Genomic DNA, 24690 nt, shown 5'->3' on the forward strand with positions numbered 1-24690 from the left:
TGGCCCCTTCAATCGTCGATGTCGTCTTCCTGGTTGTGCATCCCTACCAGCGCGTGATCGCCGGCGCTGAGCTGCTTGGCATCGTCACTGCGCGAGGCCTCGAGCGCCGCCAGATAGGCGTCGTCGATGTCACCGGTCACGTAGTGGCCGTCGAACACCGAGCAGTCGAAGGCGTCGAAGTCCGGGTTGACCTCGCGGCAAGACGCCTTCAGGTCCTCGAGGTCCTGGTAGAAGATGCGGTCGGCGCCGATCAGCTCCCCCACCTCGGCCTCACTGCGCCCGTGGGCGATCAACTCGCCCGCCGCCGGCATGTCGATGCCGTAGACATTGGGATAGCGCACGGGGGGGGCGGCGGAGGCGAAGTAGACCTTGCGTGCGCCGGCCTCCCGGGCCATCTGGATGATCTGCCGGCAGGTGGTGCCGCGCACGATGGAGTCGTCCACCAGCAGCACGTTCTTGCCCTTGAACTCGATGCCGATGGCATTGAGCTTCTGGCGCACCGATTTACGGCGCTGGGTCTGGCCCGGCATGATGAAGGTCCGCCCGATGTAGCGGTTCTTCATGAAGCCCTCGCGGTAGGTCACGCCGAGATGCTGGGCGAGCTCCAGCGCCGACGTGCGCGAGGTGTCGGGAATCGGTATCACCACGTCGATGTCGTGTTCCGGCCACTCGTTCTGGATGCGGTCGCCCAGCTTGCGGCCCATCTGCATGCGGGTGCCGTAGACGTAGGCGCCATCGAGGATCGAGTCCGGACGCGCCAGGTAGACGTGCTCGAAGATGCAGGAGACCAGCCGCGGGGCATCGGCACACTGCTGGGTGTGGATCTCGCCCTGCATGTCGACGAAGATCGCCTCGCCCGGGGCCAGGTTGCGGTGCAGCTCGAAGCCGCCCACATCGAGTGCCACCGATTCGGAGGCGATCATCACCTCCTGGCCGGCCCCTTCGTCCCGCGTACCGAACACCACCGGGCGGATGCCGTGGGGATCCCGGAAGGCCACCAGGCCCACGCCGTTGATGACCGCCACCGAGGCGTAGCCGCCCTTGCAGCGCCGGTGCACGCGGCGCACCGCATCGAAGACGTCACCCGGCCCCAGGTGCAGCCCCTGCTTGCCCAGCTCGTGGGCGAAGACGTTGAGCAGCACCTCGGAGTCGGAGCTGGTGTTGATATGGCGCAGGTCCGAGGAGAACAGCTCCTGCTTGAGCTGATCGGAATTGGTCAGGTTGCCGTTGTGGGCCAGGGCGATGCCGTAGGGGGAGTTGACGTAGAACGGCTGGGACTCCGCCTCGCTGGAGGAGCCGGCGGTAGGATAGCGCACGTGCCCGATGCCCAGGTTGCCCTTGAGGCGTGCCATATGGCGGGTGTGGAAGACATCCCGTACCAGCCCGTTGCTCTTGCGCAGCAGAAAGCGGCCCTCATGCCAGGTCATCATGCCGGCGGCGTCCTGTCCGCGATGCTGAAGCACCGTCAGGGCGTCATAGATGCCCTGGTTCACCGCCTGCTTGGCCATCAGGCCCACGATACCGCACATTCCACCTTACCTCGCTTTGCTGGTACTTACTTGCCTTGACTGGTAACCAGGCTATCGCAGGTAGCTCGGGGCTGGTCTGGCGACCCCTGGTTTGTGTAACTGCAATAGCCCTGGACGGGTAACTGCTATACAGAACCGCGGAGGGCCCTGAGGGCCGCCGCGGGAAAATCATCTCTCGGGGGGCGTCGGCGCGTCGCTGTCGGGCGAGGCGCCCTCGGCCGGCTCGCCGCCCGGCAGGGAGAACTCGCCGAGCGCCGCGGGCGGCTCGGGAAGCCGGCCATCCCAGGCCTCGAAATGGCTCACCGCCCAGTCACGCAACTGCTCGAGATGCGGGCGCAACATCGCCCCCTGCCAGGCCTCCAGCCTGGCCAGGGGCGTCAGGCCGATCACGATGGTCACCAGCACCAGGATCGCGGCCCCCTTGGCCACCCCGAAGGCGGCCCCCAGCAGTCGATTGACCAGCCCCATGCCGACCCACTCCACGGCGGCCTGAAGCAGGCGAATGATGATGCCGCAGGCCAGCACCACGCCCAGTATCACTAGCACGAAGGCCAGCACCAGGCGGCCATCGGCGCTGTCGATGACCCCGGCCAGCAGGTCGGCCACCGGCTGGGCCAGCACGCGTGCCGCCAGCAAGGCGACGATCCAGGCGGCCAGGCCCAGGGCTTCGCGCACCAGGCCACGCAACAGGCCGGTGATGCCGGTCACCGCCAGCAGCGCGATAAATAGCCAGTCGAGCCAGGTCAGGGTCATGTCACTCCCTCACCCGCACCAGCAGGCCCTGGAGGTTGACCCGGGCCTTCACCTCGGCGACCGCCCGCTCACCGGCCTCGGAGCTGGAGAAAGGGCCCACGTAGACGGTAGTGAGGTCGTTGCCGCGCGGGCGGCTATAGGCACTGAAGCCCTCGTCGCGCAGTTGTCCCAGCAGCCGCTCGACGTTGGCCGGCTCGCCGAAGCTGCCTACCTGAACGGCCCACTCGCCCTCCGCCACGGCGGGCTCCACGGACTCGTCGGCGGCCTGTGCGGAGGCCGAGGTACTCTCGGCCAGACGCTGGTCGGCGGCCCGTGCCAGCTCGGCAATGGGGTCGACAGCAGGCTCGGCGGCAGGCTCCTCGGAAGTCCCCTCGGCCGCCCCCGGGAGCGCCGTGACCACCCGAGAGCCCGCCTCATCGCCCGGGGAGGGCCGGGAGGACGGCTCGGTAACATCACCGGCGGGAACGCTCTCCGACAGGCTTTCCGGTGGCACCGGCTCGGGGACGTCGTGTCGCTCGACCTCGATGGGCGCATCGATGCTCAACAGCGGTTCGGGACGCGCGTCCCGAGGAGCCGGGTCGTCGAACAACATCGGCACGAAGATCACCGCCAGGGCGATCAGGATCACCGCGCCACTGAGACGCTCTCGCATTCCATACTTCACGGGGCTACCTCCCTGGAGCTATCGTCCGTGTCAGTCTGTACCGGCCGGGCGTGGCCCGCCAGCCATTGCAGCACGTCACCCACCGTGAAGAAGGAACCACACACCAATACCCGGTCCTCGGCCTCCAGCCGGCCGGCCAGCCAGGCCGCGGCCGCGGCGGGCGAGCAGGCCCGGTGCAGGACGCTCTCGCCCTGCCCCTGCAGGTGTTCGGCCAGCTCATCGGCGCTGCGCGCCCGCTCGCCGTCAAGGCTTGCCGTCACCCAACCGTCCACCGCCGGTGCCAGGGCGGCAATCACGCCGGGGGCGTCCTTGTCGCCGAGCATGGCCAGCAGTGCCAGGGTACGCCCGCCACAGGGGCGGGCCCGCAAGCGGGCCGCCAGATAGGCGGCCGCGTGGGGGTTGTGCCCCACGTCCAGGCACCACTGGCCCCACCACTGCATGCGCCCCGGCAGGCGGACCCCGGCGAGCGCCTGCCGGCACGCCTCGGGATCCAGGGCGACCCCCGCAAGCCGCAGGGCCTGAAGCGCCGTGGCGGCGTTGTCCAGGGGCAGCCCGGGGTCCGGGAGGGCGGTGACGCTGGTGGGGCCAGAGGGCGCTACCTCGGCATCACTTCCAAGGAAGCCCCAGCCCTCCCCTTCGCCCTCACGGAAGAACGACTCGCCCAGCGCGTAGACGGGGGCACCCAACTCGTCGGCGGTCTCGCGCACGCTGGCGGGCAGCGTGGTGCTTCCCAGCACCGCGGGGCGCCCAGGACGCAGGATGCCGGCCTTCTCGCGGCCGATCTGTGCAAGGTCGGTGCCGAGGAAGGCGGCGTGATCCTGGGCCACGGTGGTCACCACTGCCACGTCCGGGTCGATCACATTCACCGCGTCGAGCCGGCCACCAAGGCCTACCTCGAGGATGGCGATGTCGCACGGACGCCGCGAGATCGCCCACAGCGCCCCCAGGGTGCCCACCTCGAAGTAGGTCAGGCTGACGGGGCCGCCGGCCAGGCGTGCCGCCTCCACCGCCTCGAAGCCGGCGATCAGCAGCGCGTCGTCGGCCTCCTCGCCGTCGAGGCGCAGCCGCTCGTTGTAGCGGATCAGGTGGGGGGAGGTGTAGGTCGCCGTGGCCAGGCCATGGGCGCGGGCCAGGGACTCCAGCATGGCCACCGTAGAGCCCTTGCCATTGGTGCCGGCCACGGTGATCACGCGACCGGCCAGGCGGCCCTCCAGCAGCCCCATGCGCCGGGCGACCTCGACCACGCGCGCAAGGCCGAGCTCGATCCCCACGGGATGGGCGGCCTCGAGACGGGCCAGCCAGGCGTCCAGGGTGGTGGGCAGCGCCTCGCTCATGGAGACGTCAGCGCCGCTCTTCACCGGACGCTTCTTCGTCCAGTGGTGCCCCACCCTCGGGGCCGGCATCTCGTGCCTCGCCACCCGGGGCGGCTACGGCCGGCTCGGGTGACTCGGCAACCTGCCCCTGCTCGGCCGCCGCGACCAGGTCCGACTCCGGAGCCAGCGCTGGCTCGGGCTCAGGTTCGGGTTCGTCGATGGCGGGCTGATGGGTCAGCTTACGCAGCACCCGCCCCAGGCGATGACGCATGTCGCGACGGTGCACGATCATGTCCACGGTGCCATGCTCGAGCAAGAACTCGCTGCGCTGGAAGCCTTCCGGAAGCTTCTCGCGCACGGTCTGCTCGATGACCCGCGGGCCGGCGAAGCCGATCAGGGCGTTGGGCTCGGCCACGTTGAGGTCACCGAGCATGGCCAGCGACGCCGAGACCCCGCCGAACACGGGATCGGTGAGCACCGAGATGTAGGGCACACCAGCCTGCTTGAGCTTCTCCAGCGCCGCCGAGGTCTTGGCCATCTGCATCAGCGAGAACAGCGCCTCCTGCATGCGCGCCCCGCCGGAGGCGGAGAAGCAGATGAGCGGGATGCGCTCCTCGAGGGCAAGAGTGGCGGCGCGCACGAACTTCTCGCCCACCACGGCGCCCATGGAGCCGCCCATGAAGGAGAACTCGAAGGCCACGGTGACCACCGGCAGGCCATCCAGGGTGCCACGCATGGCGATCAGGGCGTCCTTCTCGCCGGTCTCTTTCTGCGCCGCGGCCAGGCGGTCCTTGTACTTCTTGGAGTCACGAAACTTGAGGCGATCGACGGGCTCCACCTCGGCGGCGAGCTCCTCTCGGCCCTCCTTGTCGAGAAACCAGTCGAGCCGCTGGCGGGCGGTCAGGCGCAGGTGGTGATCGCACTTGGGGCAGACGTTGTGCTGCTTCTCGAGCTCGGGAAGGTACAGCACCGATTCGCACTTGGGACACTTGCGCCACAGCCCGTCGGGTACGCCTGCGCGGCGGTCGTGGCGCTGGATACGCCCGATGGAGGGCACGATCTTGTCTAGCCAGCTCATGTCAGAAAGGGTCCGTGTTCGTGTCGGCACCCGGGTAGGCCCCGGGTGCATGGATCGATTCGTGTGGCGAGTCTCAGGCGCCCAGCGCGTCCAGGGCCTGACGCATCTCGCCGAGCACTGCCTTGAGCTCGGCGGGAATCGCCTCGGGGGTCTCGGCATTGGCGGCGATGCGGCCGACCAGCGCCGAGCCGACGATGACCCCATCGGCCACCTTGCCCACCTCGGCGGCGGAGGCGCCATCGCGAATGCCGAAGCCCACGCACAGCGGCAGGTCGGTCATGCGCCGCAGCGGGGCCAGATGGTCGGCAACGTCCGACGCATTGAGGATGGCCGAGCCGGTGACGCCCTTCAGTGAAACGTAGTAAAGATAGCCCTCGCCATGGGCACATATTGTAGCGGCCCGCTCCTCGGAAGTGGTAGGCGCAACGAGAAAGATCGAAGCGAGCCCGTGCGACTTGAGCAACGGACCGAGCTCCTCGGCCTCCTCGGGGGGCATGTCCACCGCCAGCACACCGTCGACGCCGGCCGCCGCGGCCTGCTCGGCGAAGCTCGCCAGGCCGATGCGCTCCATGGGGTTGAGGTACCCCATCAGCACCACCGGCGTGGCGCTGTCGGTCTGGCGGAACTCGCGCACCATCTCGAACAGGTGGGAGAGGCGCACGCCGTGCCGGAGCGCCCGTTCGCAGGCTTTCTGGATCACCGGGCCGTCGGCCATGGGGTCGGAGAAGGGCACACCCAGCTCGAGGATGTCGGCACCGGCCTCGACCAGAGCGTGCATGAAGCCCACCGTATGCTCGGGCGAGGGGTCACCAGCGGTGATATAGGGAATCAGCGCGCGGCGTCCCTGGGTCTTGAGTTCGGCGAAACGTTGATCGATACGATTCATGGTCTGGCTCGTCATCTAGAATTCGATCCCGTCGATCTTGGCGACGGTCATGATGTCCTTGTCGCCGCGGCCGGAGAGGTTGACAACGATATTCTGGTCGGGGCGCATGGTGGGTGCCAGCACCTTGGCATAGGCCAAGGCATGGGCGGACTCCAGGGCCGGCATGATGCCCTCGACATGGGTCAACTCACGGAACGCCTCGAGCACCTCGGTGTCGTTGGCTGCGACATAGTTGACGCGGCCGACGTCCTTCCAGAGGGCATGTTCCGGGCCAACACCGGGGTAATCGAGGCCCGCGGAGATGGAGTGAGTATCGGAGACCTGGCCCCCCTCATCGGACATCAGGTAGGTACGGTTGCCATGCAACACGCCGCGGGGTGCGCCTGAGGAGAGCGGCGCCGCATGGCGGCCGGTCTCGACGCCATCGCCGCCAGCCTCGACGCCGTACATCGCCACCCCGTCATCCTCGACGAACGGATAGAACAGCCCCATGGCGTTGGAACCGCCACCCACGCAGGCAACCAGCGCATCGGGCAGCCTGCCGAACTCCGCCAAGGACTGGCGGCGCGCCTCGCGGCCCACCACGGCGTTGAAGTCGCGCACCAGCATCGGATAGGGATGCGGACCGGCCACGGTGCCGATGATGTAGAAGGTGTTGTCGACGTTGGTGACCCAGTCACGCAGCGCCTCGTTCATGGCGTCCTTGAGGGTGCGGGTACCGGACTCCACCGGAATGACGTTGGCCCCTAGCAAGCGCATGCGATAGACGTTGAGCTTCTGGCGCTGCACGTCCTCGGCCCCCATGTAGACCTCGCACGCAAGGCCCAGCCTCGCCGCCACGGTGGCGGTGGCCACCCCGTGCTGGCCGGCACCGGTTTCGGCGATCACCCGTGGCTTGCCGCTCCTCTTGGCGAGCAGCGCCTGGCCGATGGTGTTGTTCACCTTGTGGGCGCCGGTATGGTTGAGGTCCTCGCGCTTGAGCCAGATCTGCGCCCCGCCGAGTTGCTTCGACCACCGCTCGGCATGATAGAGCGGCGAAGGCCGACCCACGTAGTGGGCCAGGTCATAGTCGAATTCCGCCTGGAAGGCCGGATCATCGCGAAGACTCAGGTAGGTCTTCTCCAGCTCGTCCAGGGCGAAGCTCAGGGTCTCCGAAACGAACCGGCCGCCGTAGGGGCCGAAGTGGCCGCGGGCATCCGGCAGTCGGGTCAGGTCACTGAACTTGCTCACGAAAGACACCTCACAGGTCGCCATTGGGCTTGGATTCACAGGGGCTTGAAATGCCGGCGCTCGCCGGTGTTGCCGATAACGGACGCGGCGCTCAGGGGCGGCGCCGATCGCCATCGCGCACCGCGGCCATGAAGGCCTCCATGCGCTGGGCATCCTTGCAGCCCGGCGCCGCCTCGATACCACCGGACACATCGAGCGCGAAAGGCGCGACCGCCGCGATGGCCTCGGCGGCATTGGCCGCGCTCAGGCCTCCGGCGAGGATAACAGGTTTTGCCAGGCTTGCGGGGATCCGCGACCAGTCGAAGGTCTCGCCCGTTCCCCCCGGCACACCGGGCCGGTAGGCGTCGAGCAGCAGCGCCCGGGCCCCGGCATAGCGCTCGGCGGCGGCGCCAAGATCGAGGTCATCGCGCATGCGCAGCGCCTTGATCCACGGCCGCGCACTGGCGGCACACGCCGCGGGGGACTCGTCGCCGTGGAACTGCAGCAGATCGAGATGGGGTGCACAGCGGGCGACCCACGCGGGGTCGGCATCGACGAACAGGCCGACCCGGGTGACGAAGGCCGGCACCCGTGCGGCGAGTTCGACAAGCCGTTGCTCATCGATGGCACGCTTGCTGCCGGGCCAGAGCACGAAGCCCAGGGCATCGGCCCCCGCGGCCACCGCGGCATCCACGTCCTCGGCCCGGGTCAGGCCGCAGAACTTCACCCGCGTGCGTCCGCTCATGTGACCTCCCGGTCGGCGGCCGCCACAGGCCGGCCGCGACGAAACTCGACCATGGGGCAGTTCGGCAGCGGTCGTTCGCCGCTCCACTCCCCCAGGAAGGCCAGCAGGTTGGGCCCCAGCGGCTCGCGAGGCAACTTCCACTGCTCGTCGTACAGGGAGTCGACGAAGTGCAGGCCGCAGGCCGGGGCGGTGACGTCGGCCAGGGCGCGATCCTTGAGGGCCATCAGGTCGGCCAGGTAGTCGTCGCCGCGCTCGCCGCGCCCCACCGTGACCAGGGCGCCGACGATATTGCGGATCATATGGTGCAGGAAGGCGTTACCCTGGACATCCACCACCACCAGCGGGCCGTAGCGACGCACTTCGATGAAGTGCAGGTGGCGCCAGGGCGTCTTCGACTGGCAGCCGGCGGCTCGAAAGCTGGAGAAGTCGTGCTCGCCCACCAGCACCTGGGCGGCACGGTGCATGGCATCGGCATCCAGGGGATCGCGACACCAGGTCACATTGGCACGCTCCAGCACCGGGCGGCTCGGCTGGTTCAGCAGCACATAGCGATAGCGGCGCGCCAGGGCCTTGAAGCGCGAGTGGAACGCATCGGGCACCTCGGCGACCCAGCGCACTGCGATATCGCGCGGCAGGTTGGCATTGGTGCCGAACACCCACGCCTTCTGGGAGCGCGGCACCGGGGCATCGAAGTGGATGATCTGGCGGGTGGCGTGAACGCCGGAATCGGTGCGCCCGCTGGCGTGAATGCGTATCGAGGCGTTGGCCACCCTGCCCAGGGCTTCCTCGAGGGAGGCCTGCACAGAGGGGGCATGCTTGAGGAACTGCCAGCCACAGTAGGCGCTGCCGTCGTACTCGACCCCCATGGCCAGGCGTCCGGTCATGGGGGTATGTTCGTCGAGGTGTTGAAAGAGGGTCATGCGGTGATCAGGCATCCAGTCGTCTAAGCAGCGCCAGGGCCTCGTCGCGAATCGCCGGGTCGTCGCTGCGACTCAGCTCATCGAGCAGTTCACGGGCTCGGCCGGACTCGCCGGTCTCGACCAGGCGATGGGTCTCGGCGAGGCGCTCGGCGGCGCTGGCGGAAAGCCTCTCATTATCCGCCTGAAGGGGCGGGAAGGAAACCTCTTCGACTTCCCAACCATCGGCAACCGAGCGCTCGGATGCCCCTCCGGCATCGCCACGCGACTGGCCCTCCCCCTCGCCGAAGCCGGCCCCCTTCCTGGCCACGCCCAGGCCTTCGGAGGTGAAATCGACGCTTGGCTGCATGGGGGTCTCCGTGCGGGTCGGCGCAGAGGCATCGAGGCTGGGCGGACGGTAGTCGATCACCTCGCGACCATCATCGAGGCGCCGGGTGGCCACCTCGGGCAGCGGGGCCGCCTCGTCCACAGCGGGCTCGAGGCCTGACGCCCTTTCAGGGCTCGACTCCCTGTCAAGACTCGGCTCTCCGTCAGGGCTCGGCTCCCTGCCAGGACTCGATTCCGACTCGCGACCGAGTTCCTGCACGGCGTCGGAAAAGGCCGTAGCCTCGCGGGGTGTCGACGGCATAGCCAGCGGCGACGCCCGCTCGGCGTCGGACGGCACGTCGAAGCGCCTCGGCGGAAAGGCGGCCGCCTCGCCGAAGTCGGCGCGCTCGCCCCGTGGCTCGGAGTCGACACGGCTGCGCCCCTCGACGGAGAGCCCGTGGCGGGCCATCAGCCCTTCGGCCTCATCGATCACCGCCGGGTTGCCGCCCTCGCACAGGATGGCCAGTTCGCGCTCGGCGGCCTCGCGACTGCCCTGCTCCAGGTGAACCCCCAGCAGCTTGAGACGCAGGTCGTCCCGCTCGGGCTCGCGGGCCAGGCTGGCTTCCAGCAGGTCGCGCGCCTGGTCGTAGCGGCCATAGGCAATAAAGATGTCGGCCTCGTTGATGGCCTCCGCCTGAGGCAGGCTGGCACGCACGGAAGCCACGCCGGGCGAGGCCTCGGCGACCGGGGAGCCGCCGGCAGTCGAGGCGGAAGGCCGCACCGGCGACGCCGCCCCCGGAGTGCCGACACGCACCGTGCGCACCTCCGCTGAGCTCGCCTCCTCGTCCCTGCCGCGCCGCCGGCGAATCGCCAGCCACAGCGCGAGCAGCGCGGCCAGGCCACTCCCTCCCAGCACCAGGTTGCGGTCCAGCTCTCCCGGGTAGAGCCCTCCCCACCAGGGCGTCTCCTGTTCATCACCGGGCGCGGCATCGAGCCCCCCGACACTGGGCGCATCGGCGCCGCTGCCGCCGGCCGTCAGGGTGGCGAGTTGGTCGCGCAGCACCGCCAGCTCGTCGCGTATATCGCCGAGCTCCTGCTGCAGTTCGTCGCGCTCCGCCTGCACCGTCTCCAGTTGGGCCTGGCTCTGCTGCCAGCGGTTTTCCAGGTGCAACAGGCGCCGCTCCTCGTCGAGCTCCCCCTCACCATAGAGCGCCGCGAGCCATTCGGGATCGATCTCGATACGGGCCGAGGCGTCGCCGTCGACCCGCTCCGAGAGCTGCTCGGCAGCATCGAGCTCCTCGGCGGCTGCCTCGCTCTCCTCAACACCGGCATCAGCGGCATCCCCGGCCTCGGCCGCCAGCACCTGCTCCGCCGCCAGTTGGGCGTCGGTCAGCAGGGTCAGGCGGGGCTCATCGGCGGCCTCATCGGCACTCCGGTCGGCAGCCAGCGGCTCGCCCTGCCCGGCACCCTGCTCGCTGGACGCCGCGATCTCGCCCTCCTCGGGGACGCTCTCCCGGTCCTGCGAGGATGCCTCCGGCGCGGAGGCCACCACGCTCGCCGCCGCCTCCGGACCCTCCGTGCCCCCCAGCGCCACGCGCGCCGGGGCGCCGCTGCCGCGATTGGCCCAGGCCCGGTTCATGGCGCTGACGATGCGGTCGGCATCCGCCTCGGAGCGCGTGGCGATGGCCGCACGCTCGGGAACCGCCAGCGTGACGCCGGCACGCATGGCGTTGATGTTGCCCGAGGGAAAGGCCTCGGGGTTGGCCGCGACCAGCGCCACCATCATCTGGTTCATGCTGATGCCGCTATCCGGCCTCAGGCGGCCGGCCACCCCCCAGAGGGTGTCGCCGCTGCGCACCCAAGCGGGATCCCGGTTCACGCTGGCCGCCGGGCGGGGCGACGGCGCGGCGGCGCTCGTCGGCTGCCGGTCCGACGGCAGCGCCGCGGCAGTTGCCGCCACCCGCCGGCTGCCGTTCACCAGCGCCGGCATCTCGGCGTAGTTGGGGGGATCGAGAAGCAGGGTCACCTCGCGCACCTGCCGACCGGTGGGCCAGTCGAAGCGCAGCAGCAGGTCGAGCCAAGGCTCGCGCACCGGCCGCTCGGTGGTGAGGTCGACGAACAGGCGCCCCTGGCGACGCACCACCGACAACCTCACACTGGCGGCAAGCGGGGTGCGCGTGAAGCCCGCCGCGGCATAGGCCCGCTCATCGGCCACCGCGACGTTGAGCAGGCCGGGCTGGATGCCAGCGGCATCCACCAGGGGAACCGAGGCGCGCAATGGCGCATTGAGGGTAGAACGCACCTCCGCCTCTCCGAGCCCCAGGGCCAGCGCAATGGGGCTGGTGGCGGAGAGCGAGAGCAGCATGGCGAGTGTCAGCTTGCGTTTCATGAGATTCCCTTGCAGACGTCAGCGAGCCTGACGCGTCACGTCAGCCGAAGCGAGCACGGCTATCGCAATTAGTTCGCAGCTCGGGCTGATCTGGGTTCCTGAAACTGCGATAGCCCTGTCGAGGCGAGGCCGTCATGTCATATATTTCTTACGGCCTATGTATCATAAATCTGCTACCTCTGCGCCCATGAACGTCATCCCGAACCCACTACCCTTCAACGTAAGCCATTGATGCTTGATGTGAAGAACTCATCGTTCACGAACAGACAACGGGGCGCCTCCCCAAGGAGGCGCCCCGTTGTCGAACGGCCGCTGGTAAAGCGGCGCGATTACTGCTGCTTGAGGATCGTGATCATGCGCTTGAGCGGCTCGGCGGCCCCCCAGAGGAGCTGGTCGCCGACGCTGAAGGCGGAGAGGTACTCGCCCCCCATGGCCAGCTTGCGCAGGCGCCCCACCGGGATGCTGAGAGTGCCGGTCACGGCAGATGGCGTCAGCTCGCGAACGCTGGCCTCCTTGTCGTTGGGCACCAACTTGACCCAGTCGTTGTGCTTGGCCAGACGGTCCTCGATCTCGTCCAGGGGCACATCCTTCTTGAGCTTGATGGTGAAGGCCTGGCTATGGGAGCGCATGGCACCGATACGCACGCAGAGGCCATCGATGGGAATGGGGTTGTCCTGCAGGCCGAGGATCTTGTTTGTCTCCACGGAGCCCTTCCACTCCTCGCGGCTCTGGCCGTTATCGAGCTTGGTGTCGATCCACGGCAGCAGGCTGCCGGCGAGCGGCGCACCGAAGTTGTCGGTGGGAAAGTCGCCCGAGCGCATCGCCGCGGTGACCTTGCGATCGATGTCGAGGATGGCGCTGGCCGGATCGGCCAGTTCGCCGGCCACGCTGTCGCGCAGGCTACCCATCTGGGTCAGCAGCTCGCGCATGTGCTTGGCGCCGGAGCCCGAAGCCGCCTGATAGGTCATGGAGGTCATCCACTCGACCAGGTCCGCCTCGAACAGCCCCCCCAGGCCCATCAGCATCAGGCTGACGGTGCAGTTGCCACCGACGAAGGTCCTGGCGCCGCGCGCCAGCTGGGCATCGATGACGTGGCGGTTGACCGGGTCGAGCACGATGGTGGCATCATCCTCCATGCGCAGGGTGCTGGCGGCATCGATCCAGTAGCCCTTCCAGCCAGCCTGGCGCAGGTCGGCATAGACCTGCTTGGTGTAGTCGCCGCCCTGGCAAGTGACGACCACATCGAGTGCCTTGAGCGCGTCGAGGTCGAAGGCATCCTTGAGCGGCGGCACGTCCACCCCCACATCCGGGCCGGCCTGGCCGACCTGGGAGGTGGTGAAGAAGACCGGCTCGATGCCCTTGAAGTCTCCATCCTCCACCATGCGCTGCATCAGCACCGAGCCCACCATGCCGCGCCAACCGACGAAACCGACTTTCAACATGTGAAGTCCTCCAGAAATCGAATGTGCTGCGTATTATACAGAACCGAGCGCCGAGCGCCGAGCGCCGAGCGCCGAGCAGCCAAGCTGCAAGCTGCAAGCTGCAAGCTGCAAGCTGCAAGCTGCAAGCTGCAAGCTGCAATGCATTATGGCTTCAACAGCAAAGGAGCAAGCCAAGGGGTTCCTTGAAGCTTGCTCCTTGTAGCTTGAGCCTGGCCGAAGGCCCTTACAGAGCCTCGAAGGCAGCCAGCACGGCATCCCCCATCTCGCGGGTGGAGACGGTGCGCGTGCCCTCGGAGGCAATATCGGCGGTTCTCAGGCCGTCGTCCAGCACCTTGCCCACGGCGGCCTCGATACGCTCCGCCAACGCGGGCTCATCCAGGGAGTAGCGCAGCAGCATGGCCACCGAGAGGATGGTGGCGAGCGGGTTGGCGATGCCCTGGCCGGCGATATCCGGGGCACTACCGTGACAGGGCTCATACATGCCCTGGCCACTCTCGTTGAGCGAGGCGGAGGGCAGCATGCCGATGGAGCCGGTGAGCATGGCCGCGGCGTCGGAGAGAATGTCGCCGAACATGTTGCCGGTGACCACGACATCGAACTGCTTGGGCGCGCGCACCAGCTGCATGGCGGCGTTGTCGACGTACATGTGGGAGAGCTCGACGTCCGGATACTCCGGCGCCAGACGCTCCATCACCTCGCGCCACAGGATGGTGACCTCGAGCACGTTGGCCTTGTCCACGGAGCAGAGTTTCTTGCCGCGCTTCTGCGCCATCTCGAAGGCGACGCGGCCGATACGCTCGATCTCGCTCTCGGTGTAGACATAGGTGTTGAAGCCCACCCGCTCGCCATCACGCTCCTCGATGCCGCGCGGCTGGCCGAAGTAGATGCCGCCGGTGAGCTCGCGCACGATCATGATATCGAGGCCGGCCACCAGCTCGCGCTTGAGGCTGGAGGCCTCAGCCAGCTGCGGATAGGTGATGGCCGGGCGCAGGTTGCCGAACAGGCCCAACTGCTTGCGCACGCCGAGCAGCCCCTTCTCCGGCCGCTTGGCGAGATCCTCGATCCTGTCCCACTTGGGGCCACCCACGGCGCCCAGCAGGATGGCACGGGCCGCCTTGGCCTTCTCCAGGGTCTCGGCGGGCAGCGGCTCGCCGTGCACGTCATAGGCGGCGCCGCCCAGCAGCCCCTCCTCGACCTCGACGTCGAGGCCGCGGGCCTGGCAGGCGGCCAGGAGGCGACTGGCCTGGGCGGTGATCTCGGGGCCGATGCCGTCGCCCGGCAGTACCAGAATCTTCTGAGTCATCTTTGCTTCCTTGTATTGCCGCCCCACCAGTCGGGGCTTTCCCGGCGACAAGCCTTCGAGGAGGCGCTGTGAATACCTCCCTGTACGCTACCCACGCCATCCCTGGCGTAGGACCTCCTCTTCGGCTTGTCCCCGGCGCCCCTCGCCATGGCAAGGGCAGCCAGATCTATGTCATCAGGCCTGGGCGGGATCGCGGAACAGCCAGGGGCGCGCGGCACGGTGCTTCGTCTCGAAGGCGCGGATGGCATCCTCGTCCTGCAGGGTGATGCCGATATCGTCGAGCCCCTCGAGCAGGCAGTGCTTGCGGAACGCGTCCACCTCGAACTCGATGACCTCGCCCGAGGGGGTGGTGATGCGCTGGCTCTCCAGGTCCACGTCCAGGGCATAGCCCGCGCTGGCCGCTTCCTCCCGGAACAGGCGGTCGACGGTCTCCTCGGGCAGGGCCACCAGCAGCAGGCCGTTCTTGAAGGCGTTGTTGTAGAAGATGTCGGCGAAACTGGGGGCGATCACCACCCGGAAGCCGAAATCCTCCAGCGCCCAGGGGGCGTGCTCGCGGGAGCTGCCACAGCCGAAGTTGCGCCGCGCCAGCAACACACTGGCGCCTTGATAGCGCGGCTGATTGAGCGCGAAGTCGGGGTTCAGCGGGCGCTGCGAGCAGTCCTGGCCCGGGTAGCCTTCATCCAGATAGCGCAGCTCATCGAACAGGTTGACGCCGAAGCCGGTGCGCTTGATCGACTTGAGGAACTGCTTGGGAATGATCAGGTCGGTATCGACGTTGGCCCGATCGAGGGGGGCGACGAGACCTTCGGTACGTTCGAACTTCTTCATGATTCAGGCCTCCTGGGCGCGGTCGTTGGCGGCAAGCTCTCGCACATCCACGAAGTGGCCGGCGATGGCGGCGGCGGCGGCCATCGCCGGGCTGACCAGGTGGGTACGGCCTCCATAGCCCTGGCGCCCCTCGAAGTTGCGATTGGAGGTGGAGGCACAGTGCTCGCCGGCCCCCAGCTTGTCGGCGTTCATGGCCAGGCACATGGAGCAGCCAGGCTCGCGCCACTCGAAGCCCGCCTCGATGAACACGCGATCGAGCCCTTCGGCCTCGGCCTGGCGCTTTACCAGGCCAGAGCCCGGCACCACCATGGCGAGCTTGATGGAGTCGGCCACCTTCTTGCCGCGGGCCACCTTGGCCGCCTCGCGCAGGTCCTCGATGCGCGAGTTGGTGCAGGAGCCGATAAACACCTTGTCGAGCTTGATATCGGTGATCTTCTGCCTCGGCGCCAGGCCCATGTAGTCGAGCGCCCGGGCGTAGCCGTTGCGCACGGTATCATCGTCCTGCTCCGCCGGGTCGGGGACCTCGCCGGAAACGCCGGTGACCATCTCGGGGCTGGTGCCCCAGCTCACCTGGGGCTCGATCTCGGCGGCATCCAGCACTACCACCTTGTCGAACTCGGCAGCGTCGTCGGAGACGAGCTCGCGCCAGTCGGCGACCGCGGCCTCCCACTGCTCACCCGTCGGCGCATAGTGGCGATCGCGCAGGTAATCGATGGTGGTGTCATCCACCGCGATCAGGCCGACCCGGGCACCGGCCTCGATGGCCATGTTGCACACCGTCATGCGGCCTTCCATGGAGAGGCCCTGGATCGCACTGCCGGCAAACTCGATGGCATAGCCGGTGCCACCAGCGGTGCCGATGCGGCCGATGATAGCCAGCACCACGTCCTTGGCGGTGACCCCGGTGCCGAGCTCACCCTCGACACGCACCTGCATGTTGCGCATCTTCTGGGCCAGCAGGCACTGGGTGGCCAGCACGTGCTCCACCTCGGAGGTGCCGATGCCATGGGCCAGCGCCGCGAAGGCACCGTGGGTGGCGGTATGGGAGTCGCCGCAGACCACGGTCATGCCCGGCAGGGTGGCGCCCTGCTCCGGCCCCACCACGTGGACGATGCCCTGGCGTGGGTCGTTGATCTTGAACTCCTCGATGCCGAACTCGCGGCAGTTGTCGTCCAGGGTCTGCACCTGGATCAGCGACACCGGGTCCTTGATCCCGGCATTGCCCTCGGCACGCTCCTTCACGGTGGTGGGCACGTTATGATCCGGTGTCGCGAGGTTGGCATCGAGGCGCCATGGCTTGCGACCCGCCAGGCGCAGGCCCTCGAAGGCCTGGGGCGAGGTGACCTCGTGAAGCAGATGGCGATCGATGTAGATCAGCGCGGTGCCGTCGTCGCGCGCCTTGACGAGGTGCTGCGACCACAGCTTGTCATAGAGTGTCTGGCCTGCCATATCGTTCTCCCGGGCCTGCGGCCCTGTGCGTATCCGGTTTGTCATCATGCTGGATGGGCTTCCATGGGGTTAGACCCTGAGGCATCTCCAGAAATTTATCTTATAAATCAAAAGGCTGCATATTCTTGGCGGATGTCCGAGAGCTCGGCGTAGCCCTTGGGGTCTGACCCCGCTGCTGAAAGGCTGCATATTCTTGGCGGATGTCCGAGAGCTCGGCGTAGCCCTTGGGGTCTGACCCCGCTGCTGCATGTTGCGCCAACACTCTGATATGACTGAACAATCAACAACGCGGGGGTCAGACCCCAAGGGCGCGGCACCGTGCTCGCATGAGGCACCAACATCTTCGAATATGTCGATATCGTGACATCATTCGTGGGGATGCCACAGGGGCTCTTCCTTGCCGCTTGCGCCTTGAAGCTTGTGACTCTGCTGCCAGTTTCCCGCCCCTCGCCCATAAAATCAATTCATGTTATTTATTCAATGAATTCCTTTCTGGAATACATAAGGCGGACACCATGGACACCCAGAGTCTGCAGGCCTTCCTCGCCGTGGCCGACAACGGCAGCTTCTCCCGTGCGGCGGAGCAGCTGCACCTGACCCAGCCGGCGGTGAGCAAGCGTATCGCGGTGCTCGAGACCCAGGTCGACGCCCGCCTGTTCGACCGCATCGGACGACGCGTCACCCTCACCGAGGCCGGGCGCGTGCTGCTGCCCCGCGCCCGCGAGATCCTGATGATGGTGAACGACAGCCGTCGGGCGCTGGGCAACCTGGCGGGCGCGGTGGGCGGCAGCCTGACCCTGGCCACCAGCCACCATATTGGCCTGCACCGCCTGCCTCCCCTGCTCAAGGCCTACACCCGGGCCCACCCCGAGGTGCGCCTCGACCTGCACTTCCTCGACTCGGAGGAGGCCTACCAGGGGGTGCTGGATGGCTCGCTGGAGATCGCCGTGGTGACCCTGGCGCCGCATCCGCACGCCCAGCTTGAGGTGGTGCCGGTGTGGATCGACCGCCTCTGTTTCGTGTGCGCCCACGACCATCCGCTGGCACGCCGCACGCGGCTGGGACTCGACGAGTTGTGTGACTTCGATGCCGTGCTGCCGGGACCACTCACCTTCACCCGGGGCCTGATCGAGGCGCGCTTCGAAGCCGCCGGCCTGCAACTGCCGGTGGCGCTCTCCACCAACTATCTCGAGACCCTGAAGATGATGACCGCCATCGGCCTGGGCTGGAGCCTGTTGCCGGAGCGGCTGGTGGCGGACGAGCTGCATAAGCTGGAGGTCGAGCAGCCGCCGATCCACCGTCCCCTGGGTTACCTCGTGCACCGCAACAGGACGCTCTCCAATGCCACGCGAGCCATGCTCGAGCAGCTCGAGTCGGCACGCGAACCGGACGCGCGCTCGCTGACTCGCGAAATTGGTTAGACTGCTCACGTGATCGCCAGGAGCCTGCCGACGTGCCCCCTTCCGCTTCCCCTACAACGCCGCGACGCCACGCCCTCGCCGGCGGCCTGACCCTGGCCGGCCTGGCGCTGCAGGTCATGCGCCTGGCCGGGGTGCCCGTGCCGCTGCCTGCGGTGAGCGTCGCCTTCTGGCTGGCGGTGGGCCTGCTGTGGCCCGACATGAAACGCAGCAACCGCCGCCAGGCATCCATCCTGGCGGGACTGGGACTGCTGCTGGTGCTTGCCGCGGCGCTGCTCCACGATGCCGAGATCGCCTGGTGGCATCTGCTGGATGGCAACAGCTACGTGGTGGCCATGCTGGTCGGGGTGAGCTTCATCGGCCTGATCGGCACCCACCAGGGGCACTCGCCGCCCTCCGGCAGCGCGCTCACCGGCTGGCGCGGCACCGCCGGCACCTGGATCGGGGTGCACCTGCTCGGCGGGATCCTCAACCTCTCCACGATATTCATGGTCGGCGACCGCCTGCGCCGCCATGGCGAGCTCTCCCTGCCCCAGCTGCTGGCCCTCAATCGCGGCCTCTCCAGCGCCGCGCTGTGGTCGCCCTTCTTCGCCTCCATGGGGGTGGTGATGACCCTGGCGCCACAGATGGAGTATGCCACCATCCTCGCCTTCGGCCTGCCCCTGGGCCTGGCCGCCGGTACCCTCTCGCTGCTCGACCTGTCACGCCGCTTCGATCTGGACACGGTGGCAGGCTATTCGCTGTCGCCCAAGAGCCTGCTGATGCCGGTGGCCATGGCGAGCCTGGTGATGCTTTTCCACTACGGCCTGACGCCGTGGCTCTCCATCGTCAGTATCATCACCTTCCTGCTGCCCGGCGTGGCGTTGGCCAGCAACCTGCCCCGCGGCCCGCACTGGACCCTGCAGCGGGTGCGTGGCCATGCCCTCGAGCGGCTGCCGGCGATGCGCGGCGAGATCTCGCTGTTCCTCTGCGCCGGGCTGCTCACAAAGGGGCTTTCGGCCTTCATCACGGCCACCACCGGCAACGGCTGGCAGCTGTTCGAGCACTTCGCGGCCCCCCAGGCCATCGCCAGCTTCCTGGCCATCGTGGCCAGCGCGGTGGCCGGCCTGCACCCGATCATCGGCGTCTCCGTGCTCGCTGCGATGCTGGATCTTTCGGGCGACCGCCAGACGCTGTTCGCCTGCGTCGCCCTGGCCGCCTGGGCGGTAGGCACCGCGGTGGGGCCCCTCTCCGGCATCAACCTGTCGCTACAGGGGCGCTACGGCATCAGCGGTACGCGCATGATGCGCCATAACCTGGGCTACGCCGCCGCCCTCTCCGCGCTGGTAGTGGCAGGAATCGTGCTGCTGGATGCGTGGCTTTGAGCCGCAAGCTGCAAGCTGCAAGGCAACATGCACCCTACACGGCGGACTACAAGGGGTCCCTTGATGCTTGCCCCCTTGTAGCTTGTAGCTGGATTACTGAGACACCCGCCGGAAGTAGCGATGTCCGCACTGGTGACAGGGTTCTATGCGGGTCATCTCGGGCAGTTCCACCTCGGCATCACAGTGCACGCAGGCCAGTCGGCCGGGCACCGCCATCTCGCCCTCACAGTAGTCGGCGCGTGCGGCCTCGAGATCTTCCTCGAAGCGCTCCCGCTCCACCACGCTGCGGTCGGCGATGGAGAGCAGCGACTCGCTGACCTTGCGTGACAGCACCGAGAGGTCGATGCCGAGCCAGGCCGCGACCCCCTCGCCGCCGGCGCTCAGGTAGCGGCGCATGTCCTTGAGGTCACGCTCCACCCAGGCGCGCAGCAGAGAGAGCTCGTCCTTGGTGAACTCCTCGAGCTCGGCCTCGAACTCCACCGCGTCATCCAGCTCCTTCTGGAGGTTCTCCCAGGTCAGCTCGCTAGCCCCCTCGCGAAGGCGATCGAGCATCCGCTCGTAACCGTCCCTCAGGCGATGATCCTGGGGCTCCTTGGGATCTGTCTCGCTCATGGTGCTCTCCTCGTGTGCGAATAGGCGCGCCTACCGGCCGTAGCCGGGCGACGCCGTGCTGGGGTATCCTCTGCCTACCATTTAGACGACTTCCCGCCGTCAGTTCAACGCCTTGTCGCCAGCATGCACAGGCAACATGACGCCGGACAAGCCATTCGAGCGTGCGCCCCCGGCGCGCCGAACCGATAGCCAAGGTACCCGTTGACAGCGATGGACGCACAGTACAAGCCCCAAGAGATCGAACGCGACGCCCAGCAGTTCTGGGACAAGAACCAGTGCTTCAAGGCGGTAGAGGATGCCAGCCGCGAGAAGTTCTACTGCCTGTCGATGTTCCCCTACCCCAGCGGCAAGCTGCACATGGGGCATGTGCGCAACTACACCATCGGCGATGTGGTCTCCCGCTACCAGCGCATGCAGGGCCGGAACGTGCTGCAGCCCATGGGCTGGGATGCCTTTGGCATGCCGGCCGAGAATGCGGCGATCCAGAACCAGGTGCCGCCCGCCGAATGGACCTACGCCAACATCGACTACATGCGCGCGCAGCTCAAGGCACTGGGCTTTGCCTATGACTGGAGCCGCGAGTTCGCCACCTGCGATCTGGACTACTACCGCTGGGAGCAGTGGTTCTTCGCCAAGCTGGTGGAAAAGGGGCTGGTCTACAAGAAGATGTCCACGGTCAACTGGGACCCCGTTGACCAGACCGTACTGGCCAACGAGCAGGTGATCGATGGCCGCGGCTGGCGCTCCGGCGCCCTGGTGGAGCGCAAGGAGATCCCGCTGTGGTTCCTGCGCATCACCGACTACGCCGAGGAACTGCTGGCCGACCTCGACCGCATCGAGTGGCCCGAGCAGGTCAAGACCATGCAGCGCAACTGGATCGGCAAGTCCCGCGGCGTGGAGCTCGCGTTCGACATCAAGGCCGCCGACGGCAGCAGCTGTGAGCCGCTCTCGGTCTACACCACCCGTCCCGACACCCTGATGGGGGTCACCTATGTGGCGGTGGCCGCCGACCACCCGCTGGCCAGACAAGCCGCCGAGAGCAACGCGGAACTTTCCGCCTTCCGCGAGGAGTGCGCCCAGGGCGGCACCAGTGAGGCGGAGCTCGCCACCCGCGAGAAGAAGGGCATGCCCACCGGCCATCTGGCGGTGCATCCCCTCAGCGGCCGCGAGGTGCCGGTCTATGTGGCCAACTTCGTGCTGATGGAGTTCGGCACCGGGGCAGTGATGGCGGTACCCGCCCATGACCAGCGCGACTGGGAGTTCGCCACCAAATACGGAATCGCCATCGAGCCGGTGATCGCCGATGAGAACGGCCAGGCGCCGGATCTCTCCGAAGGCGCCCATGACGAGCACGGCATCCTGATCAACTCCGGCGAGTTCGACAGCCTCGACTTCGAGGCGGCCTTCGACGCCATCGCCGCGAAGCTTGCCGAACTTGGCCGCGGCGAGGTCAAGACCCACTACCGCCTGCGCGACTGGGGCGTGGCGCGCCAGCGCTACTGGGGAGCGCCCATCCCGGTCAAGTACGGCCCCGAGGGCCAGACCGAGCCGCTCAGCGATGAAGAGCTGCCGGTCGCCCTGCCCATGGAGGTCACCGTGGACGCCACCGGCTCGCCGCTCAAGCGCATGCCGGAGTTCTCGGAGCTGGGTGACGGCTGGGTACGCGAGACCGACACCTTCGACACCTTCATGGAGTCCTCCTGGTACTTCGCACGCTTCTGCTGCGCCGATAACCGCGAGGCGATGCTCGACGAGCGTGCCGACTACTGGCTGCCGGTAGACCTGTATATCGGCGGCATCGAGCACGCCATCCTGCACCTGCTCTACGCGCGCTTCTTCACCAAGCTGATGCGCGACCTGGGCCTGGTCAACGTCGACGAGCCCTTCCAGCGCCTGCTCACCCAGGGCATGGTGATCGCCGAGACCTTCTATCGCGAGCTGCCCAACGGCGGCAAGCAGTGGTTCAATCCCGCCGACGTCGAGGTCAAGCGTGACGACAAGGGCCGGCCGGTGAGCGCCGTGCTCATCGAGGACGGCCAGCCCGTGGCGATGGGCGGCATCGAGAAGATGTCCAAGTCGAAGAACAACGGCGTCGACCCCCAGTCGATGATCGACCGTTTCGGCGCCGACACCGTGCGCCTGTTCATGATGTTCGCCGCCCCGCCGGAGCAGTCCCTGGAGTGGTCGGATGCCGGCGTCGAGGGCGCCCACCGGTTCCTCAAGCGCCTGTGGCGCCTGGTCGACGAGCACCTCGCGGCGGGCGAGCCCGGCCGACTCGAGGTCGACGCCCTCGACGAGTTCCAGCGTGATTTGCGCCGCAAGACCCACGAGACCATCAAGAAGGCCGGCGATGACATCGGGCGGCGGACCACCTTCAATACCGCCATCGCCGCGGTGATGGAGCTGACCAACGCCATCGGGCAGTTCCACAAGCAGCGCGCTGAGGCCTCTCCACTGGACCTGGCCGTGGCGCGCGAGGCGGTGGAGGCCTGCGTGTTGCTGCTGGCCCCCATCACGCCCCATGCCTGCCATGCCCTGTGGTCGGCACTGGGCCACGCGGAACCGGTGATCGATGCCCGCTGGCCGGAGGTCGACGAGGGCGCCATGGCCCGCGACACCATCGAGCTGGTGGTGCAGGTCAACGGCAAGCTGCGGGCGCGTATCGCGGTACCCGCCGAGGCCGACAAGGCCGCGGTCGAGGCCGAGGCCTTCGCCGCCGAGAACGTCCAGCGCCACACCGAGGGCAAGACGGTCCGCAAGGTGATCGTGGTGCCGGGCAAGCTGGTCAATATCGTGGTGGGCTGATCCCGCCACGGCACAGGGAGCGACCCATGCAGCGACGCACCTTCCTTACCCTGGGCCTGGCCGGCGGCGCCGGCCTGGCACTTACCGGCTGCGGCTTTCGCCTGCGCGGCCTCGATACCCCCTCGGCGCCGCTCCCCGAGCTCGCCCTGGCAGGCCCCGACAGCGACCTGGCGCGGCTGGCCGAGCGGCGCCTGACGAGCGCCGGCACCCGGGTGCATGACGGCGCCGGGCTGATCCTCAACCTGGGCGCGCCCGAGTTCCATCAACGCCGCCTGAGCGTGCTGGACTCCGGTCCCCGCGACGAGGAGATGCGCCTGGTCGCGCCCTTCTCCGTGCAGCGCGCCGAAGGCGCCTATCTGCTCGACCAGCAGCGCCTCGAGGCCAGCCGCGGCTACAGCGTGGATGATGGCGACCTGCTGGGTCGCGAGGAGCGCCGCGAGGAGGCGCGCCAGGCGCTGCTCGAGGAGGCCGTGCGCCAGCTGATGGAACGGCTGCGCGGCCTGCCATGAAAGTCTTTCCCGACAAGCTTCAAGACGCCCTGGCGAAGAAGCTACCCCCGGTGGTGATCGTCGCCGGCGAGGAGCCGCTGCAGCATATGGAGGCCTGCGACGCCGTGCGCGCCGCGGCCCGCGGGCGCGGTATCGAGGAGCGCGAGACCCTGCATGTGGAGGGCAACTTCGCCTGGGGGCGACTCCACGAGGCCTCCGCCAGCCTGTCGCTGTTCGCCAGCGCCAAGCTGATCGAGCTGCGCGTATCCGGCAGCAACCTGGGCCAGGAGGGCGCCAAGGCCCTCAAGGCCTACGCCGAGGGGGTCAAGGAGAGCGACAACGTGCTGCTGCTGGCCATGGGCAAGCTCGACTTCCACCAGCAGAAGAGCGCCTGGTTCCAGGCCCTCGACAAGGCGGGGCTCTTCGTGCCGGTGTGGCCGGTGGATGTCTCGCGCCTAGGATTCTGGCTGCGTGACCGCGCTGCTCGCCACGGCCTCACCCTCGACCTGGACGCCGCCCGGCTGCTGGGTGAGCGCACCGAGGGCAACCTGCTGGCCGCCGACCAGGAGCTGCAGAAGCTCGCCCTGCTGCTGCCTCCGGGGGGGCGAGTCGGGCCACGGGACGTCGCCGGCGGCGTGGAGGACAGCGCCCGCTTCGATGTCTTCACCCTGGTGGATGCCTGCCTCAAGGGGGAGCGCTCGCGGGTCGCCCGCATCATGGCCGGCCTCGCCGGCGAAGGCGTGGAGGCGCCCATCATCTTGTGGGCCTTGACCCGGGAGCTGCGTACCCTGCTCTCGCTGCACCAGCATCTCGACCAGGGCCAGAGCTTCGAGCACGCCTGCAAGGCCCAGAAGCCGGCCATCTTCGAGAAGCGCCGTCCCGCCTACCAGCAGGCCCTCGGTCGCCTGCCGGTGAAGCGCCTGCACAAGCTGCTGCTGTTCGCCCAGCGCCTGGACCTGGCCATCAAGGGCACCGCCGCCCTGCCCCTGCAGGACGGCCTCCACGACCTGGCCCTGACACTGGCCGGCGGCCGCGGCCTGCTCGCCGAGCTGCCCTCCTCCTACCGCATTGGCTGATATGTCGCCCGTTGAACAGCAAGGGCATGAAATCGAACGCCATTTCGTCCTATACTGGGCAGGCATCATCGTGACGCCACACACTCGCCGGGACGCGACGCGTGGATCATCCTGGA

The 24690-nt window shown here is 68.0% G+C and carries 20 protein-coding genes; 5 read left to right on the forward strand and 15 right to left on the reverse strand.

All coding sequences use genetic code 11. The annotated features are described in order from the left end of the window. Positions 1 to 8: 8 nt before the first annotated feature. The 14 genes from purF to leuC all read right to left on the reverse strand — a co-directional run bounded on the left by purF (position 9) and on the right by leuC (position 16811). Positions 9 to 1529, reverse strand: coding sequence for an amidophosphoribosyltransferase (purF, locus tag NFH66_RS10245; protein ID WP_349610210.1), 1521 nt, complete (start codon positions 1527 to 1529; stop codon positions 9 to 11). Between the two features lie 168 nt (positions 1530 to 1697). Then, a complete protein-coding gene (locus NFH66_RS10250; protein ID WP_349610211.1) occupies positions 1698 to 2282 on the reverse strand; it encodes a CvpA family protein in 585 nt (194 codons plus the stop codon). A 1-nt stretch (position 2283) separates the two neighbouring features. Next, on the reverse strand, positions 2284 to 2946 hold the full coding sequence (locus tag NFH66_RS10255) for an SPOR domain-containing protein (RefSeq protein WP_349610212.1): 663 nt from the start codon (positions 2944 to 2946) through the stop codon (positions 2284 to 2286). Further along, the gene (folC, locus tag NFH66_RS10260) at positions 2943 to 4280 is read right to left on the reverse strand and encodes a bifunctional tetrahydrofolate synthase/dihydrofolate synthase (protein WP_349611708.1); all 1338 of its coding nucleotides are present in this window, start codon (positions 4278 to 4280) and stop codon (positions 2943 to 2945) included. Before folC ends, NFH66_RS10255 begins: the two co-directional genes overlap by 4 nt. Positions 4281 to 4287: 7 nt before the next feature. After that, the gene (gene accD, locus NFH66_RS10265) at positions 4288 to 5337 is read right to left on the reverse strand and encodes an acetyl-CoA carboxylase, carboxyltransferase subunit beta (RefSeq protein ID WP_349610213.1); all 1050 of its coding nucleotides are present in this window, start codon (positions 5335 to 5337) and stop codon (positions 4288 to 4290) included. A gap of 73 nt (positions 5338 to 5410) precedes the next feature. Further along, on the reverse strand, positions 5411 to 6223 hold the full coding sequence (gene trpA / locus NFH66_RS10270) for a tryptophan synthase subunit alpha (RefSeq protein ID WP_349610214.1): 813 nt from the start codon (positions 6221 to 6223) through the stop codon (positions 5411 to 5413). A gap of 15 nt (positions 6224 to 6238) precedes the next feature. Continuing rightward, on the reverse strand, positions 6239 to 7453 hold the full coding sequence (gene trpB, locus NFH66_RS10275; protein ID WP_349610215.1) for a tryptophan synthase subunit beta: 1215 nt from the start codon (positions 7451 to 7453) through the stop codon (positions 6239 to 6241). Positions 7454 to 7544: 91 nt separating this feature from the next. Beyond that, positions 7545 to 8177, reverse strand: a complete 633-nt coding sequence (locus NFH66_RS10280; protein ID WP_349610216.1) for a phosphoribosylanthranilate isomerase — start codon at positions 8175 to 8177, stop codon at positions 7545 to 7547. Next, entirely contained in the window at positions 8174 to 9097 is a 924-nt protein-coding gene (gene truA / locus NFH66_RS10285; protein ID WP_349610217.1) for a tRNA pseudouridine(38-40) synthase TruA, read from the reverse strand. Before truA ends, NFH66_RS10280 begins: the two co-directional genes overlap by 4 nt. Before the next feature lie 7 nt (positions 9098 to 9104). Continuing rightward, the gene (locus tag NFH66_RS10290; protein WP_349610218.1) at positions 9105 to 11789 is read right to left on the reverse strand and encodes a FimV/HubP family polar landmark protein; all 2685 of its coding nucleotides are present in this window, start codon (positions 11787 to 11789) and stop codon (positions 9105 to 9107) included. A 329-nt stretch (positions 11790 to 12118) separates the two neighbouring features. After that, a complete protein-coding gene (gene asd, locus NFH66_RS10295; protein ID WP_349610219.1) occupies positions 12119 to 13231 on the reverse strand; it encodes an aspartate-semialdehyde dehydrogenase in 1113 nt (370 codons plus the stop codon). A gap of 223 nt (positions 13232 to 13454) precedes the next feature. Continuing rightward, positions 13455 to 14534: a 3-isopropylmalate dehydrogenase gene (leuB, locus tag NFH66_RS10300; protein WP_349610220.1), complete on the reverse strand. Its 1080-nt coding sequence runs from the start codon at positions 14532 to 14534 to the stop codon at positions 13455 to 13457. Between the two features lie 174 nt (positions 14535 to 14708). Further along, complete coding sequence (gene leuD, locus NFH66_RS10305) at positions 14709 to 15362, reverse strand: 3-isopropylmalate dehydratase small subunit (protein WP_349610221.1); 654 nt, start codon at positions 15360 to 15362, stop codon at positions 14709 to 14711. Between the two features lie 3 nt (positions 15363 to 15365). Continuing rightward, a complete protein-coding gene (leuC, locus tag NFH66_RS10310) occupies positions 15366 to 16811 on the reverse strand; it encodes a 3-isopropylmalate dehydratase large subunit (protein ID WP_349610222.1) in 1446 nt (481 codons plus the stop codon). A 515-nt stretch (positions 16812 to 17326) separates the two neighbouring features. Here leuC and NFH66_RS10315 point away from each other — a divergent pair. Continuing rightward, positions 17327 to 18232 (forward strand): LysR family transcriptional regulator, encoded by a 906-nt coding sequence (locus NFH66_RS10315; protein ID WP_349610223.1) that lies wholly within the window; start codon positions 17327 to 17329, stop codon positions 18230 to 18232. A 116-nt stretch (positions 18233 to 18348) separates the two neighbouring features. After that, positions 18349 to 19593: a hypothetical protein gene (locus NFH66_RS10320; protein ID WP_349611709.1), complete on the forward strand. Its 1245-nt coding sequence runs from the start codon at positions 18349 to 18351 to the stop codon at positions 19591 to 19593. 93 nt (positions 19594 to 19686) lie between these two features. Here the strand turns inward: NFH66_RS10320 and NFH66_RS10325 are convergent, their stop codons facing one another. After that, a complete protein-coding gene (locus NFH66_RS10325; protein WP_349610224.1) occupies positions 19687 to 20205 on the reverse strand; it encodes a zinc ribbon-containing protein in 519 nt (172 codons plus the stop codon). 210 nt (positions 20206 to 20415) lie between these two features. On the opposite strand from NFH66_RS10325, the gene leuS reads away from it, so the two are divergent. Genes leuS through holA form a run of 3 tightly spaced genes read left to right on the forward strand, consistent with a single transcriptional unit; the run spans position 20416 to position 24574 of the window. Continuing rightward, positions 20416 to 23010 (forward strand): leucine--tRNA ligase, encoded by a 2595-nt coding sequence (leuS, locus tag NFH66_RS10330; RefSeq protein WP_349610225.1) that lies wholly within the window; start codon positions 20416 to 20418, stop codon positions 23008 to 23010. 26 nt (positions 23011 to 23036) lie between these two features. Next, a complete protein-coding gene (locus tag NFH66_RS10335; RefSeq protein ID WP_349610226.1) occupies positions 23037 to 23519 on the forward strand; it encodes an LPS-assembly lipoprotein LptE in 483 nt (160 codons plus the stop codon). Beyond that, the gene (holA, locus tag NFH66_RS10340) at positions 23516 to 24574 is read left to right on the forward strand and encodes a DNA polymerase III subunit delta (protein WP_349610227.1); all 1059 of its coding nucleotides are present in this window, start codon (positions 23516 to 23518) and stop codon (positions 24572 to 24574) included. The genes NFH66_RS10335 and holA overlap by 4 nt, the downstream gene beginning before the upstream one ends. The last annotated feature ends 116 nt before the right edge of the window (positions 24575 to 24690 follow it).

Source organism: Halomonas sp. H10-9-1 (genome assembly GCF_040147005.1).
In the GTDB taxonomy this organism is placed as follows: Bacteria; Pseudomonadota; Gammaproteobacteria; order Pseudomonadales; family Halomonadaceae; genus Halomonas.

Bases quoted from the DNA above. Each gene is read 5' to 3' on its own strand.
- NFH66_RS10325 (WP_349610224.1), bottom strand. From the start codon at position 20,205: ATGAGCGAGACAGATCCCAAGGAGCCCCAGGATCATCGCCTGAGGGAC.
- NFH66_RS10250 (WP_349610211.1), bottom strand. From the start codon at position 2,282: ATGACCCTGACCTGGCTCGACTGGCTATTTATCGCGCTGCTGGCGGTG.
- NFH66_RS10335 (WP_349610226.1), top strand. From the start codon at position 23,037: ATGCAGCGACGCACCTTCCTTACCCTGGGCCTGGCCGGCGGCGCCGGC.
- leuB (WP_349610220.1), bottom strand. From the start codon at position 14,534: ATGACTCAGAAGATTCTGGTACTGCCGGGCGACGGCATCGGCCCCGAG.
- truA (WP_349610217.1), bottom strand. From the start codon at position 9,097: ATGACCCTCTTTCAACACCTCGACGAACATACCCCCATGACCGGACGC.
- purF (WP_349610210.1), bottom strand. From the start codon at position 1,529: ATGTGCGGTATCGTGGGCCTGATGGCCAAGCAGGCGGTGAACCAGGGC.
- folC (WP_349611708.1), bottom strand. From the start codon at position 4,280: ATGAGCGAGGCGCTGCCCACCACCCTGGACGCCTGGCTGGCCCGTCTC.
- NFH66_RS10290 (WP_349610218.1), bottom strand. From the start codon at position 11,789: ATGAAACGCAAGCTGACACTCGCCATGCTGCTCTCGCTCTCCGCCACC.
- NFH66_RS10320 (WP_349611709.1), top strand. From the start codon at position 18,349: ATGCGCCTGGCCGGGGTGCCCGTGCCGCTGCCTGCGGTGAGCGTCGCC.
- accD (WP_349610213.1), bottom strand. From the start codon at position 5,337: ATGAGCTGGCTAGACAAGATCGTGCCCTCCATCGGGCGTATCCAGCGC.
- leuD (WP_349610221.1), bottom strand. From the start codon at position 15,362: ATGAAGAAGTTCGAACGTACCGAAGGTCTCGTCGCCCCCCTCGATCGG.
- trpA (WP_349610214.1), bottom strand. From the start codon at position 6,223: ATGAATCGTATCGATCAACGTTTCGCCGAACTCAAGACCCAGGGACGC.
- leuS (WP_349610225.1), top strand. From the start codon at position 20,416: ATGGACGCACAGTACAAGCCCCAAGAGATCGAACGCGACGCCCAGCAG.
- NFH66_RS10280 (WP_349610216.1), bottom strand. From the start codon at position 8,177: ATGAGCGGACGCACGCGGGTGAAGTTCTGCGGCCTGACCCGGGCCGAG.
- NFH66_RS10315 (WP_349610223.1), top strand. From the start codon at position 17,327: ATGGACACCCAGAGTCTGCAGGCCTTCCTCGCCGTGGCCGACAACGGC.
- holA (WP_349610227.1), top strand. From the start codon at position 23,516: ATGAAAGTCTTTCCCGACAAGCTTCAAGACGCCCTGGCGAAGAAGCTA.
- leuC (WP_349610222.1), bottom strand. From the start codon at position 16,811: ATGGCAGGCCAGACACTCTATGACAAGCTGTGGTCGCAGCACCTCGTC.
- asd (WP_349610219.1), bottom strand. From the start codon at position 13,231: ATGTTGAAAGTCGGTTTCGTCGGTTGGCGCGGCATGGTGGGCTCGGTG.